The following is a 13,762-nucleotide window of genomic DNA, read 5'->3' as shown; positions in this document are numbered from 1 at the left end:
GCTTTATGAATGCATTATGGGATTGGTTACTGGGCAAGAAAAATCCTCATGCCTGTACAATAAAGACGGTTAAACAATGTTTTAGCAATACCCAACTATCTTTTGCAGACCGATTAAACATCGCCGATTTTGACGATGGGCATCAAGTCTTTTTATTGGGTGATGGTAAAAGTTTAGGCTCGGGCTTTGAACTGGGTGATATACCAGCAGAAGCAGCAGCTACCAGTCACCTGCAAGCAGTCTTTGATAAAATACGAGATACCTTTGCATCGGTTGTGCCCCTTCATGCCGTTGATCCTTGGGTGATGCAAATGTATGTGCAAGATGAATATGACCTTGAACCGGTCATGGAACATATCAGTCACTCTATCGATGAGAAAACCCTTCATAGCCCAATGACGCAGGATTATCTCCGTCGTTTAAGGGATCTGTTCCAAAAAATGTCTCGCCCGGAAGGCTTATTTATCGATCCTAAAACAGGACAACCCTTTCGAGGCAGAAGGCGACGCATTCGAGTGTTGTTTTATCGCCAGTATCATGCATTAAATCCAAGTCGGGGTGATGCACTCAAAGAACATCAAGACGTTTTAACTCAGATTGAAACCAAGCTGCGTTCACCCGGGCTGGCTTTAAAGCGGTTATCCGGCAAAGATTATTATCAATGGTGGGTACGCTGGTTTAATCCTAAAAATGCTGAGCAATTACTTAAACAGTTTCCTTATCCAAGCCCGAAACCAGCAGGATTTAATCTGGCGCAAAATATCTTATTTACCCAACCAGAAAGTGATGAACAGGGTTTTATGTTTGATGGAACGAAACATCGAGTTCTATATGTGGATGGCTTAAAAGAAGCGCCAGCGATTGGCCTCATTTCAAGAGAACGACCACAAGCCAACCCCAAACATCGATATGCATTATTAGATACGCTTCCCGAAGGCAGTATTTATACCATTCAAGTCGTTTTTGCCAATGACACCGCCCTCGATGCCCATTTAACAAAGCTTGAAAAAGGCATCGTTGGTACCAGCCTAAAACCCCAGCAAGTGCGTGATGATATCAAAACTGCCCGTAATGAATTAACCATGGGCAATCGTTTGTTCTGGGTCAATCAAGCCGTTTTTTATCGTACTGATGGTGATACAAAGGAAGTTGAGAAAAGACTACACGATATCTTTATTGAAGCCAAAATGCCTTTGATTGATTCAGCCTATGATGTGCATCCGCTTAACTCTTATCTGAACGCATTACCATTTAATTTCATTCCCCAATATGCCAGACAATATCTATGTTATGACCGGCTCATGTATGCCACTGAACTTGCAGCCTTATTACCTGTTTATGGACGTAATCAAGGTGCCAGACACTTGCCGTGCTTTACTTTTTTTAATCGTCTGGGTGAACCGGTCTTTTTTGATTTACTACACCATGAATTTGTCAGCCAAAACTCGCACTGTGCCATCTTTGCCAACTCCGGTGGTGGTAAATCAGTGTTAACTGGCTGGTTGATTCAATCTTTACTGGCTATGAAAAATGCCCGTATTGTCCTCTTTGAAATGGGTAATTCTTTTGATCGCATTTTAACCCATTGTCAAAAGCATGGCTTACAGACTAAACAATTATTACTTTCAAATCAGAAGGACAAGGCCGTTCCGCTAAATCCCTTCTGTGATGCGTACAAGGCCATCCCTGAGATTTCCGAGCAATCCTCCCTAAAAGCTGAGCAATTGATGCAATTAAAAAAAGAACAATCAACACCTGCCAGTGAAGATGAATTGCAATGCCAGAATGAAACACGCTCCTACTTAACAGAATTGGCTTTGGCCTTAAGAACCATGATCACCGAAGCCAATAATCGGGAAGAAGAAGGTTTTACATTAGCCGATGAAACGCTGTTAATTGAAATATTAGGTGATGCGATTTTAGACTCTGTTCAGAAAAAAGTACCGCAAATGCTTACCGAACATGTGCTTCAAGCCTTTGAACGACGTATAGACAAAGAACCTATCCAGCGGAAAAAAGAGCGCCTGCAAGATATGGCAGACCGGTTGAAAAGTTACGTCATCAACAGTTCTAAAGCACGTTTTTTCAATGTACCCACTGAACCCTTAGATGATTTTGATATTTTCCATATTGATATATCAGCCATTAAAGATGACCGGGGCAAACTGGCATTGGTGATGGTGTCTTTGTTACCCAGAATTCTTGCCATGGCCGAACGTACACAAAACGATTCAAGACCCATGTTTCTGATTATCGATGAAGCCCATTTGCAGTTTGAAATTGATGTCATTGTTTCTTACGCCACCTTAATCGCTAAAGTCGCTCGTAAACTTGGCCTTTGGCTGATTCCTGTTACACAAAATGTGGCTGACATGAGCTCAGCCAAAGCCACTAAGATTTTATCGTTGATTGAAACTTGGATTGCCCTTGGACTGGATGAAAATGAAATCACCAACATCAAGCAGTTTAAAACCCTGACCCCACAACAAGAAGCATTGATTCGTGATATTGACTCACAAAAAGGATTGTATGCCGAAGCCGTTTTATTAGGTTCACGATACCAAGGATTATTTCGTGTCATTCCGCCACGCTATTTATTAGCACTGTTGATGAATGAAAAAAGTGAAAAAGCTGAACGCCATTTACTGGAGAAAGAACATGATGTCCTTGAAGCTGCTGAAATCATGGCTGAAAAACTCGAACAGCCTAAAGTACCTGACGATAACCGGGCTTATTTTTATGACTAATCCAGTATTGGCTGAGGAAAGCACGAAACCACCGCATCCAATGAATAGCTTCACTATTGCAGGGCGCATCTTACAAAAAATCTTTCACAACAGCCATTATAAAATCATTGGCTCTTGTGCTTGGACGGTGAAAAAATTCCCACCAAAGATTGAGTTTACTCCAGCCGTTGAACAATTTCTGCCTGATTTGGTGATTACTGTCAGCCATAACCCAGAAGAAAACCCTTGGCTTGAAGCACGGGCATTATATGAAAACGCTGTTGCAAGAAGTGTGTATCAAAAAGCCTATCAAGCAGCGACTGGCTTTAATTTAGGCTTTGGCAATGATGCTGGGCAGAATACCAACCTTCATGGCAATGACGAGCGTACTCGTGTAGTCGATGTTATTGGCAGCCCGGCTGGATTTTATCGGTTTCCTTATTTATCGCATCGCCCTGAAACGGGTTTTGGCATGCCTTATTATCTGTCAGAGGCCGATGCCATCATGGATAGAACGGAAGCCGCTGAACTCGTTTATATGGCAACACACCCACAGTTACTCATTAATCATGACATTGGCAGCTTCACCCATATCTGGGGTTCTGAAATCCCACGCCTGATGCGTATCACCCAGCCTTATAATTATCGCGCCTCAGTGGTGGCTGCCATGCACGCGGTGGATATTGTGACCAATCAAAATTCGTTACATGTCACCAAATCCACCAGCAACAGCTGCGGACAAAACTGCATTGTCGCCAATGCCATTTTTGATCCGAATAACAGCAAGGTTATCTGGCAGGAAGTCTATCCAAACAATCGCACGATTCACCCAGGTGATCCTGATGATTTTGGTATTGAGGATGATAAAGCAGGGAATGGCAATTATGTGTTTGTGTTGTGGCGCAAGTACCGAGGTTGTGTGCAGCATCATGGCAAACTCGTGCGCTTTTTAACCTTTCCCAAAGTGGGTCAACCTCAAAAACGATAGGGGCACTTATGAAAAAAACGCTCATCATCACCCTGTTATTTCCATCTCTCGCCCTGGCTGGTGATTTTATGCCAAGCCAATCGGATTATTATTATCAATTAGGCGGTGCTTCAAATTTGTTTGTGCCTCCGATTAATAAAGATCAAACCTTACGCATTGGTGCCGATATCGATGGGCGCATGGGCTTTTCCTGTAGTGGGTTTAATCCAGTCGTATCAATTACCAATACCTTTCAGGATTTAAAAAAATCAGCGATTAATATTCCTGCCGGTGTAATAGGAAATCTTAAAGGCTCAGTGGCAGGCTATCCCCTCTATAAACTGCAACAATCCATGCCGGCTTTATACAACGTCATCCAAAATACGGCTGCCAGTGCGCAAAATGAATTTACCCTCAAGGTCAAAGATTGCCAGCAAGTCAAACAAGCTTTGGAGCAAAACCAATCGCCAGTTGAAAGCATGTTATCAGTATCCGATAGCCAAGGCTGGCTGGATGCAGCCAAACGTGCAAAAACCGATAATGTCGATGTGACCGAAACCTCAAAAAGCATTGCCAAGAAGCGTGATGAATATGGTTTACCGTGGATTGGCAATGAAAAAGGCAATGCTGGTGGTAAGTTTCAACGACCGATTAAAGTGATCAATGATGTAGTCATAGCGGGCTATAACATCCTGCTTGAACGCAAACCGCTTGATAGCACAGCTAAACCCCACGAACACACACCAATGACCCAGATATGGCCATCACCCAATGATGCTGCATTATGGGCAGTTAAAGTTTTGGGTGATATCCATGTCAGTACCAGCGATAACAAAGAAAATCATGATGCTAAGGCAGGTATAGGTTTATCAGCGCTGTTGCAAAGTTGCGCCAATGCCAATACATGCAGCCAGAATATTGCCAAAGCCTTGTGGAATCTGGTCCATGGCTCATGGGCTTTAACCGAGGACAATCTTCGTAAAGTCAGCGCTTCTAATTTACTGATTACCGATGAAATTATTCTCACCATTCAACACCTGCCCCGTGAAGAACAACTGTTGACCGTTTCAAAACTGGCTGAAGAAATCGCGGTGCAAAATATGCTGGATAAAGCGCTGATGATGCGCCGGATGTTACAGGCTGGCTTGCAGGTTCAAGAAGTACAAAATTTAAAACCCGCGCTCAACATGGTTCGTTTTGCATTGAAAAAACTGGATGACGATATTCACTCTCTGGCTTTTGAAAATGAAGTCCGCAAAAAAATGATGACAGAAACACTGGGCATGATCATGGAAATACGCCAACAAGCTCAAAGCAAAAACCTGCCCGGGCAAGATCGGGAACAACCTGCCGTGAAAAATGGTGCGGTTTATATCAACCAAGGGGCTTAATATGATTGTCTTTAACCCACTATCCTTATATACCACCTACCTTGGCTGGCAGCAATATGAAATCTTATTTAACGCCCTGTGGCAAACGGGGCTGTTATATCTGGGGTTTCTGGCCGTTGGGTATCGTTTTTTAAAAAATGTCTTGGTGCCTGCTGGAGCCTTTTTTGCTGTCGAACATGCCTTAAACCACTTTTTGTATGAACTGGCCATCACGGTTTTCATCTGCGGTATATTTGTGTATCCCTGTGTTCCTCTTGAAACCAAGGCACTGCAATTTAAGCCGTTATGCGGATTAAAATCGCCATCTTCTGCAAGCATTGGCGATACCGGTACAACCTATGATGAAGCCTTTGCCGATGTTTTGACCAAACAAGTTAAGATTCCCATTGGCTTTGCCATGATTCAAAACTTCATGTCGAGTTTTACCTATAGCCTAATGAAAGTGACTGGCTGCACCGATAGCCTACAATCCATCGAAGGCGATTTGGTATCCACGTACCTGCCACACGATGTCCGCTCTCAAGCCTTGGATTTTCACCGCCAATGTTTCATTGAAGCCAGAACGCAGTTTTATCACGATAAGCATCCAGCCAGTGAAATCGACCCTTTATTTAAACGCTTTGGTGGAGAAGAAGACTTAAGCTGGATGGGTTCAAAGATATTACAACAGCTTTATTACGCAAAAATTCATGCCAGACACCCAGTCGCAGGGTTTAGTTACAATCAAGCACCTAATCCGAATCTGCAAAAGGCACGTAATCGAGGCGACTTGGCAGAAGAACAACTGCCGGAAAATGGTTATCCCAGTTGCCAGCAATGGTGGAATAAAATTCGAACCGATTTGGTTGAAGTGGCCAACAAAGCCAGCTTCTTCAATAAGCACCTGAACTATTACGCCATGCTGGATCGCGTTCGCCAGTACAAATTGAAACACCCCAAAGCATGGAAAGCAGAGATTAGCGCGGAAGATTATGTCGCCAAAATGTTATTAAACGACAGCAAAGACATGCAGATTAATGCGGTTAAAAACATGATGGATACCAACAATGGCCAAGTGGGTAGTGCTATTACCAATAGTTTAGTCAATGTCGGTCAATGGGCTAAATCATGGACATCAACACCGTTAAAACGTGAATCGATTATGCAGACCCTGCCCGTCATGCAGGCATTTTTCATGTTCTTTCTGATTATCTTAACGCCAATCGTATTAACGCTTAGTTGCTACAGTACCAGAGCATTAGGAAGCCTATGCGCCATGTTTATCATGACCATATTTTTGCAATACCTCTGGCATCTTGTGGGATTTGTTGAACGCACTGTGCTTGATCCATTGGGTGAAAATGAAGCCATTGCAGCCATGAAAAATATGGCGGTCATGTTTTATTTTGCAGCTCCGGTGTTATTGCTGAGAATGTCCAGTCATTTTGGTGGTGAAGCAGGCACAAGCTTAATGGGAATGATTGATAGTTCGGTGCAACAAAGTGAAAGCTTAAGCCAATCGGGTATACAGGCAGCAAAGACAGGAGCAAAAATTGCTACAGGGGTGATACGATGAATCAATTAAAAGGTATCTTTTCGTTCAAAGACTTGATTGAATTCATGCATACCAATCAAGCCAGCATCGTACTTCTCACGCGCTTCATCAATACTCATATATGGCTTGCGAGGCTTATCATCTATAACGCCAACAATGGCATCCAGCACCACTGCCAACAATTGAAATACCTTTCTCATTTGGAGCTATCCCTATGCTAAAAAATTACCTACGTTCAACTATTATAGTCCTGATTCAAGCTATTTTGCCAATTTTCGCAATTCTGCTGATAATCCCTTGGTTATTCAATCATTCATCTTCACTCATGCAAGTACAACATCAACTCACAACCATGAAGCCTTGGTTTCTCATATTCCATGGCGTTTTTTATCTGGCATTTATACTGCTATGGCCTAAAATCATCCACCGTTTTCAACAGCAAACTGAGCTAAGCAGCCACCAGCTCAACATGGCCAAAAGCGCACGCTGGTATTTGCTCGCCACCTTTATCCTGATTGATTTACTGATGCTCTGGAGATAAGCATGAAAGACTACCCCATTAATAATTTATTACGTGAACCCACAGAAGCCTATTCTGCAATTACCTGCATTACCTTAGCCATATTAGCCTACACCCAACCGCATTTTTTCCTGCTTACCCAAGGCATGGCAAAATACGCAGCAATCACTCTATTCATTCCGGGGCTATTTCGTGGTTATCAGGCATTAAAAGTAAAACGCTACCACCACCGTTTACTGGCCATGCCCACCTATGCGCTATCAACCACCCAGATACCCCTATCAAAAAATTGGCTATTCATTGGCAGGGGGTTTCGCTGGCGACCAAGCCATACTCAAAAGCTGCATCAAATCAAACAAGTCAAAAATGAACGCTTCATGCAAAGGGGCAAATGCTATCAAGCAGTGCGTCGCTTTTGCCAAAACCATGAACACAGCACATTAGCCAAGTGGCTCAACATACGCTCAAAATTAAACCCATTTCGACCCGATCCACCCGTTGGCGGAAGCCCTTTCTTGCATGGTGTTGGCGAAGAAGATAAGCCCGTTTATATCCCCCAAGATGTCAGAGTCGGCCACTCCTTTGTGGTTGGCACCACAAGGGTGGGCAAAACCAGACTGGCCAGCATCCTGATCAATCAAGATATCAGAAACGGTGAAGCGGTCATTGTGGTTGATCCCAAAGGCGATCAAGAACTTGTCAGAGATATGAAAGCTGCCGCCAAAGTAGCAGGCAGATCCGATGATTTTAAAATCGTCCACCTTGGCTTCCCCGAACAATCCGCCCACTACAACCCATTAAAAAACTACGATCAAGTCAGCGAAGTCGCAACAAGAATCACCGATGCTATTGCCGCAGAAGGAGAAGGCAAACAGTTTGCCGCCTTTGCCTGGAAATACGTCAATATCGTAGCGATTTGTTTAGAAGAAATGAAACAAGCCATTAACTACCAATCCATATCGTTCTATATCAGTCGCTTGGATCAGTTATTAATGACTTACGCCGATGCCATCCTCCCCAGCTTTTACCCAGACTATCATCAACAAATCGAAGAAATCACTGAAGAACACGACAGCAAAATCGGCAAAAACAACAAAACCAAGTCGCCCATGGAGCGTCATCAAGCCGTGATTCAATACGTCAAAACCCACATCAACAAGACCATCAAAAACGGCAACATTGAATCCTTGCAAGATCAAATCCTGATAGACCTGTATGATGCTGCAATCATGGATAAACACTATTACGACAAAATCACCGCTAGTGTCGGTCCGGTATTATCAGAAATCAATAAAAGCAACGCTTCAAAAATCCTGTCATCTAACGAACAACCAGAAGATATCGAGTTGATGAACATCATCAAAAACAAAAAAATCCTATATATTGGGCTAGACAGCCTCACCAACCCCAACATCGCCCAGGCCGTGGGCAAGGCATTTTTATCCGATCTGGTATCTACTGCTGGAAAAATTTACAAGGAAACCGATGCCAATTACAAATTAAACCTGCATTGCGATGAGTTATCAGAAATCATCCAAGATTCCTTTGTGAAAATACTCAATAAAGCTGGTGGCGCTGGTTTTCAGGTGACCGCCTATGCCCAGACCATTCAAGACATGGAGGTGGCTCTGAGTTCCAGAGCTAAAGCTGATGTTTCTGAGGGCAACTTCAATACTTTGATTATGCTCCGGGTTAAAAATGAAGATACCGCCAACCTGCTAGTCAAAATCCTGCCTCAAGTGGGTGTGGTTGGTCATACGCAGGTATCTATGGTGAATGATACACCTCATGGGGATGATGGGGTTTATTTTAATACAACTAATGAGGATCGGGTGCAAACTTCTTCTGTGTCGATGATTGGGGTGGATGATATTATTTCTTTACCGAAGGGACAGGCTTTTGTTTTAGTGAGTGGCGGGGAGGTTTACAAGGTACGGATACCTTTGCCAATCAGTAAAAATTAAGAGAGGATAGATTCAGTATCATTACCGGCACTAATCAAACTCAACATAACGAGTAACATCCGCAGCACATCGAATACAATTTCCTTTAATAAGTAAATCCCCCCCATTCAGCACCACATAGGCTTGAGCAGCACTGGTAACTTTTTGACAACGACTACAATATACATTATTGAGTAGCTTCATGCGTGCATGGTTAGGAATTTTTTCCCACATGAGTAAAGCTTCTTTGGAACCAATCATTAATTGTTCTCTTGTCAATGCAGCAACAAACAGCATTTTTTATATTTTTTTCCACTATTGCAAGGGCAAGGCTCATTTCTTCCTATTTTGGGTGCGCCACGAACAACTTGAGTTGAAACCATGGATGCATGGCTATCTTCTTCAAACCACTCTGGGCTAAAAAGGCTGCCTGACGACTTGCGTTTGTTTGAATTTTTAAAACAAGGCCAGAACTCCATCTCAGCAATGGTGTCTTCAATTAATGTGTAATGATCATCGATATATTTCGGGCTTGGTCGAGACAAACATAGTTTGAAATCAGCCATATTGATAACAAATTCATCAACTTTTTGTTCTTCAAATGCTTTTTGTATCTCATCATAAAAACGCTTAGGTGCAAAATCGCAACAAACTGTTACCAAGTGGGTGATTTGTTCATCATCATCAATAAATGAAGGATGATCGAAAAGACTCGATAAATATTCTTCAACTGCGTTACTTTCTATTCTTCCGGCCTTTACAAGCACTACTAAAGCTCTTAATCCAGCTTTACGAGACCACTCATTTACTTCTATATCTTCAATAAGATTTTTAATCGAAATTAAATCACCATCATAGGTTGCGGCAATAAATCGATGTAAGTCTTCTGTTATGCAGTCGCCAATTAATGTATCAACTTCATTTTCAGGTAATCGTGCAAGCTTTATTATTAAGGGGAAAGCACTTTCCTCCTGAAATTGTGACAGCAAAAAAACAGCAAATAAATGCCCAATATAGTCATCCTCTAAATCCGCTCTGTTTTCTATAGCGTGATTTAAACAAGCTAATAATTTGGGGGTGATAGATACTTTTTGATTAATAGCAGCTGAAACAGCCTCTTTAGGGAAAGAATTTTGCAAGTACAATAGATTCTGCTCAATGTTTTCTATAGATAATTGATTTTCTGATTCTTGATTAATGTATTTAGTCATAAAGTTGAGTCTGATTTGTTAAATTTAAATTTTACTGTTCGTTTTGTGAGTATTGCTTTAAATCAAAATTACAGTTTCTGGGTGCGCATAATATAACATTTATCAAGCTGCGTCACTGCAAATCATGTGCAGTGACGCAGAACACCACCCATGATTTTACGCAGTAAAATCAACCCATTAAACGCATTTGTCCTGGCGCGCCTCATGCGATAGGACAAAATATTGCCCTTAAACCCTTGCGTAGCAAGCACCGCTTTGGTAATTTTAAATTGAGCATAACTGATGAGCTGGTGCAAATCCGGCGAAACGTTATCTGACGTCTTATGCAATGCCACTTCATTCCCTAACCTTGTGGCTGGACGTTAAGTCGGGAAACCCTTCATGGATCTTCTACCAACCGGTAGAACAAATGCGTTTGAGCATTTGCAGTCAACACCTTTCATTTTGACCACGGACTTGTGACAAGGCTGTTGCTTTGTCGTATTCATTAATCAATAAACCTAAGGAGGATAAAACCAGGAAAAAACGTTGTAATCAAATGAATCGTTAGCCATTGATCGATTGATTTGCCCCCTGTATCGAGCTTTTATGGCATCAGCCAGGTATCGCCTTTGAGTGAGCCGCTCGACCAACACTAAACCAAAGACAGGGCAAATACCGGCTGATGAGAAAACAATAATTCGGATCGGATGATGAGAAAATATTCTTTAAGACAGACCGCCAACCGATATTTAAAAATGGATCATCGGGGCAGCTTCAAGGATAAACAACATCGTGCTTTTGTCATCCACAAAATGATTGATGATCTTTTTGTGATTGGCCATGTCCCAGTGTCTTGGAAGGCATTGGAAAAGTACCACATTGAACAACTGGTTCAGCACTGGCAAAAACGCCGCATTAATCCAGCAACCATCATGCGGTATATGACCACCATTAGAAAATATCTTGCAAATATTGGCTGCCCGATTGCTGAAATTGATAACCAAAGCTTACAACTCGCGCGCGCGAAAACTCACAAAAGACAAATCGATATCCAGCCTGATATCTGGGAACACATGCATTTGCCTATACCTCGACTGATCATGGCGTTGCAAACGCAATTTGGATTGAATTTTTCCGAAGCCATTCATTTACTGCCAGATATTCATATCAAAGAGGAAAGTCTTTGGATCACTCGAGAAATCGCTTTTAATTCAGAGGATCGCATGATTCCGATTAGAAATACTGTACAAAAGGCGATTGTGGTTGAGTTATGCCAGCTGACGAATAATAAAAGCATGAGAGAAATAAACAACTACGATAGTATCAGAACGGCGTGGCGCAACGAATTAACTACCCACCATCTACCGACCAATAAATCATGGCGCTATCTCTATGCCAGATATTTGTATCAAGCACTGTGTCCCTTATTAGGCAATTATCAAACCTGCTGGGTGATACGGGATGAGATGGGCATTAAATCACGCAACACGTTATGGTTATATCTCAATGAGTAAATCAAAGCTACGCAGCGCACAATTTTCTATCAATGAAGGATTGAAACAGATCAAAGGTTACTCCCACGCAAGCCTTGCCGACATGCGCCACATGCTCAACCGTTGCGTTAAGGATCTACACGAGCTTGGATACAAAATTGGCCATATCAAAGGATTAAAACCTAAGCATGTGTATGTATTGGTTGAACATTGGAAAAAACAGGACAAGAAGCCCGCTACAATCAAAAATTACATGTCCAAACTGAGAAAACTGGCGATTTTGTTAGATAAACCAACGCTGGTAAAACCTGCTAATGATGATTACGCAATAACACGAAGAAATTATACCCCCACCCACAACAAAGCCATTTATAACCTTGATACCTCAAAATGTACTGATCCGATGCTCCGCTTATCCCTTGAAGCACAAGCATTATTCGGACTTCGCCGTGAAGAATCGATGAAAATCATCATCAGTAAAGCATGGCATGGTAACTGCCTTAAAATTAAACCTAGCTGGACGAAAGGCGGTATTGGCCGAACACTGGAAATTACCAATCAAGAGCAGCGCCAGTGGCTACAAAAGGCGTCACTACAAGTAAAGCAAGGCTATTCACTAATTCCTGATTCTAGAACTTACAAGCAACATCTCAGATGTTACCAGACCGAAACTGAACGTCTGGGTATAAAGAAATGCCACGGACTTCGCCATGCTTATGCTCAAAGACGATATTTTGAACTGTCCAAAATGTATGATCCTCAAGGCAAGGGTATGCGTTGTCCTTTGGAAGGTGGTAAGGCATATAAAGAAATGTCGCCAGCGGAGAAAAAAGTTGACCGTAAGGTTCGAGAGATACTTTCCCGGGAAATGGGTCATTCTCGTAGGGTCATAACTCGAATTTATTGTGGATAGCAGTCATGAAAAGTTCTTTTGCTATATATCAATATCATTTAATTACACCTATACCAAAACCATTGTTTCAAGCATTTAACTTGATAAAATCAAAGAAACACAACTGAGGAGTCAGTGAAATCCTGACGAAACCGCGAGGTCTTGTGATACACCATTTTTTCCCTAATTTGATGGTGGAACGTTTAGTCGGGAAACACTTCATGGATTCGTCTTACGGCTTTAAGCCTACGGAATGCGCTAGGCATATCATCTTTAATAATCAGGCAAATCAACCGACACGTCGGTGATCTTTGTTTTGCATAACCCACAGGGGATTACTTATCCCTGATGGGGCTAATCCTCTTTATTTATAAGGAGCATATCATGCAAATAACAGAAGCGGTGCAATTGGAAGTTGAGCATTTGTTGTTTGAACTCAATTGCTGTGTGAATGATCTTCAAAGCGTTCGCCTGCAAATATCTGCGGATGACATCCACCAGGCAGAACTGAGTTTGAATAAACTGGAATCGCTCATTTCCTTTGTAAAAACTTTCTCAGGTAGAAAGATCGCTTGTTAATCCCTTGAAGCAAATCATTATCCGCATAACAGAAAAGTGTCTGCTCTATGCGGCTGTTTTTCTGTTATGAGATTTTTAACCCTAACAGGAGAATATTATGACTGCATCATTGAACCGCATCCAACTGATTGGCAATTTGGGTGCTGATCCAAAAAGTATCACCGGCAAAGACGGTCAACCTTTTGTCGCCGCCACTCTGGCCACCAATGAATCGTTTAAACAAAACGATGAATGGAAAACACGGGTGGAATGGCATCAATTGGTTTTCTTTGGCAAATATACCAAAGTCGCTGAATTTTTACATAAAGGCAGCCAAGTCTTCATTGAAGGCAAACTGCGTTCTAATACATGGACTGATAAAGACGGAAATACCCGTTCTGCTATCAGTATTGTGGTTAGTAACGTTCAGTTACTTGGTCAAAATAAGACCAGTAATGACCAGGCTGTCAACAACACCGCCGAAAGCCACATGGCTCAAATGCGAGAAATGTTGAACGAAACGACAGAAGAGATACCGTTTTAAT

General features: G+C 42.2%; 14 protein-coding genes. 10 read left to right on the top strand and 4 right to left on the bottom strand.

Features of this window, described 5'->3' with window-relative positions:
* The first annotated feature begins 5 nt into the window (after nt 1-5).
* From E1O52_RS05425 to E1O52_RS05410, 4 genes are read left to right on the top strand one after another with little or no spacing between them, the layout of a single operon-like run.
* Complete coding sequence (locus E1O52_RS05425) at nt 6-2,747, top strand: conjugative transfer ATPase (protein WP_133127683.1); 2,742 nt, start codon at nt 6-8, stop codon at nt 2,745-2,747.
* Nucleotides 2,740-3,714: a TIGR03756 family integrating conjugative element protein gene (locus E1O52_RS05420; protein WP_133127682.1), complete on the top strand. Its 975-nt coding sequence runs from the start codon at nt 2,740-2,742 to the stop codon at nt 3,712-3,714. Before E1O52_RS05425 ends, E1O52_RS05420 begins: the two co-directional genes overlap by 8 nt.
* A gap of 8 nt (nt 3,715-3,722) precedes the next feature.
* Nucleotides 3,723-5,084, top strand: coding sequence for an integrating conjugative element protein (locus tag E1O52_RS05415; RefSeq protein ID WP_133127681.1), 1,362 nt, complete (start codon nt 3,723-3,725; stop codon nt 5,082-5,084).
* Nucleotide 5,085: 1 nt separating this feature from the next.
* A complete protein-coding gene (locus tag E1O52_RS05410; RefSeq protein WP_133127680.1) occupies nt 5,086-6,639 on the top strand; it encodes a conjugal transfer protein TraG N-terminal domain-containing protein in 1,554 nt (517 codons plus the stop codon).
* A gap of 5 nt (nt 6,640-6,644) precedes the next feature.
* Here E1O52_RS05410 and E1O52_RS13150 read toward each other — a convergent pair whose 3' ends face one another.
* Entirely contained in the window at nt 6,645-6,818 is a 174-nt protein-coding gene (locus E1O52_RS13150; RefSeq protein WP_165474714.1) for a hypothetical protein, read from the bottom strand.
* Nucleotides 6,819-6,832: 14 nt separating this feature from the next.
* Between E1O52_RS13150 and E1O52_RS05405 the strand changes: the two genes are divergently transcribed.
* Together E1O52_RS05405 and traD are read left to right on the top strand one after the other, a co-directional pair.
* Nucleotides 6,833-7,159, top strand: a complete 327-nt coding sequence (locus E1O52_RS05405) for a hypothetical protein (protein WP_133127679.1) — start codon at nt 6,833-6,835, stop codon at nt 7,157-7,159.
* A gap of 2 nt (nt 7,160-7,161) precedes the next feature.
* Nucleotides 7,162-9,102: a type IV conjugative transfer system coupling protein TraD gene (traD, locus tag E1O52_RS05400; protein WP_133127678.1), complete on the top strand. Its 1,941-nt coding sequence runs from the start codon at nt 7,162-7,164 to the stop codon at nt 9,100-9,102.
* A 30-nt stretch (nt 9,103-9,132) separates the two neighbouring features.
* Here traD and E1O52_RS05395 read toward each other — a convergent pair whose 3' ends face one another.
* The 3 genes from E1O52_RS05395 to E1O52_RS05385 form a co-directional block, all read right to left on the bottom strand.
* Complete coding sequence (locus E1O52_RS05395) at nt 9,133-9,378, bottom strand: hypothetical protein (RefSeq protein WP_133127677.1); 246 nt, start codon at nt 9,376-9,378, stop codon at nt 9,133-9,135.
* Nucleotides 9,357-10,292 (bottom strand): DUF1186 domain-containing protein, encoded by a 936-nt coding sequence (locus E1O52_RS05390; protein WP_133127676.1) that lies wholly within the window; start codon nt 10,290-10,292, stop codon nt 9,357-9,359. Before E1O52_RS05390 ends, E1O52_RS05395 begins: the two co-directional genes overlap by 22 nt.
* A gap of 122 nt (nt 10,293-10,414) precedes the next feature.
* A complete protein-coding gene (locus E1O52_RS05385) occupies nt 10,415-10,627 on the bottom strand; it encodes a hypothetical protein (protein WP_242602168.1) in 213 nt (70 codons plus the stop codon).
* A 357-nt stretch (nt 10,628-10,984) separates the two neighbouring features.
* Between E1O52_RS05385 and E1O52_RS05380 the strand changes: the two genes are divergently transcribed.
* The 4 genes from E1O52_RS05380 (at nt 10,985) to E1O52_RS05365 (ending at nt 13,761) form a co-directional block, all read left to right on the top strand.
* Nucleotides 10,985-11,788, top strand: a complete 804-nt coding sequence (locus E1O52_RS05380) for a phage integrase N-terminal domain-containing protein (protein ID WP_133127736.1) — start codon at nt 10,985-10,987, stop codon at nt 11,786-11,788.
* Nucleotides 11,781-12,680: a phage integrase N-terminal domain-containing protein gene (locus E1O52_RS05375; protein WP_133127675.1), complete on the top strand. Its 900-nt coding sequence runs from the start codon at nt 11,781-11,783 to the stop codon at nt 12,678-12,680. Before E1O52_RS05380 ends, E1O52_RS05375 begins: the two co-directional genes overlap by 8 nt.
* Before the next feature lie 363 nt (nt 12,681-13,043).
* Nucleotides 13,044-13,238, top strand: coding sequence for a hypothetical protein (locus E1O52_RS05370; protein ID WP_133127674.1), 195 nt, complete (start codon nt 13,044-13,046; stop codon nt 13,236-13,238).
* 97 nt (nt 13,239-13,335) lie between these two features.
* The gene (locus E1O52_RS05365) at nt 13,336-13,761 is read left to right on the top strand and encodes a single-stranded DNA-binding protein (RefSeq protein ID WP_133127673.1); all 426 of its coding nucleotides are present in this window, start codon (nt 13,336-13,338) and stop codon (nt 13,759-13,761) included.
* Nucleotide 13,762 lies beyond the last annotated feature (1 nt).

Origin of the sequence: Legionella nagasakiensis (genome assembly GCF_900639915.1) — a bacterium.
GTDB lineage: Bacteria > Pseudomonadota > Gammaproteobacteria > Legionellales > Legionellaceae > Legionella_A > Legionella_A nagasakiensis.
This window is presented reverse-complemented; position numbering and strand designations above follow the sequence as displayed.

What these genes read in the sequence shown, in the direction of transcription:
- E1O52_RS05370 (WP_133127674.1), top strand. Translation starts at nt 13,044, where the DNA reads ATGCAAATAACAGAAGCGGTGCAATTGGAAGTTGAGCATTTGTTGTTT.
- E1O52_RS05380 (WP_133127736.1), top strand. Translation starts at nt 10,985, where the DNA reads ATGAGAAAATATTCTTTAAGACAGACCGCCAACCGATATTTAAAAATG.
- traD (WP_133127678.1), top strand. Translation starts at nt 7,162, where the DNA reads ATGAAAGACTACCCCATTAATAATTTATTACGTGAACCCACAGAAGCC.
- E1O52_RS05375 (WP_133127675.1), top strand. Translation starts at nt 11,781, where the DNA reads ATGAGTAAATCAAAGCTACGCAGCGCACAATTTTCTATCAATGAAGGA.
- E1O52_RS05395 (WP_133127677.1), bottom strand. Translation starts at nt 9,378, where the DNA reads ATGCTGTTTGTTGCTGCATTGACAAGAGAACAATTAATGATTGGTTCC.
- E1O52_RS05420 (WP_133127682.1), top strand. Translation starts at nt 2,740, where the DNA reads ATGACTAATCCAGTATTGGCTGAGGAAAGCACGAAACCACCGCATCCA.
- E1O52_RS05415 (WP_133127681.1), top strand. Translation starts at nt 3,723, where the DNA reads ATGAAAAAAACGCTCATCATCACCCTGTTATTTCCATCTCTCGCCCTG.
- E1O52_RS05425 (WP_133127683.1), top strand. Translation starts at nt 6, where the DNA reads ATGAATGCATTATGGGATTGGTTACTGGGCAAGAAAAATCCTCATGCC.
- E1O52_RS05410 (WP_133127680.1), top strand. Translation starts at nt 5,086, where the DNA reads ATGATTGTCTTTAACCCACTATCCTTATATACCACCTACCTTGGCTGG.
- E1O52_RS13150 (WP_165474714.1), bottom strand. Translation starts at nt 6,818, where the DNA reads ATGAGAAAGGTATTTCAATTGTTGGCAGTGGTGCTGGATGCCATTGTT.
- E1O52_RS05365 (WP_133127673.1), top strand. Translation starts at nt 13,336, where the DNA reads ATGACTGCATCATTGAACCGCATCCAACTGATTGGCAATTTGGGTGCT.
- E1O52_RS05405 (WP_133127679.1), top strand. Translation starts at nt 6,833, where the DNA reads ATGCTAAAAAATTACCTACGTTCAACTATTATAGTCCTGATTCAAGCT.
- E1O52_RS05390 (WP_133127676.1), bottom strand. Translation starts at nt 10,292, where the DNA reads ATGACTAAATACATTAATCAAGAATCAGAAAATCAATTATCTATAGAA.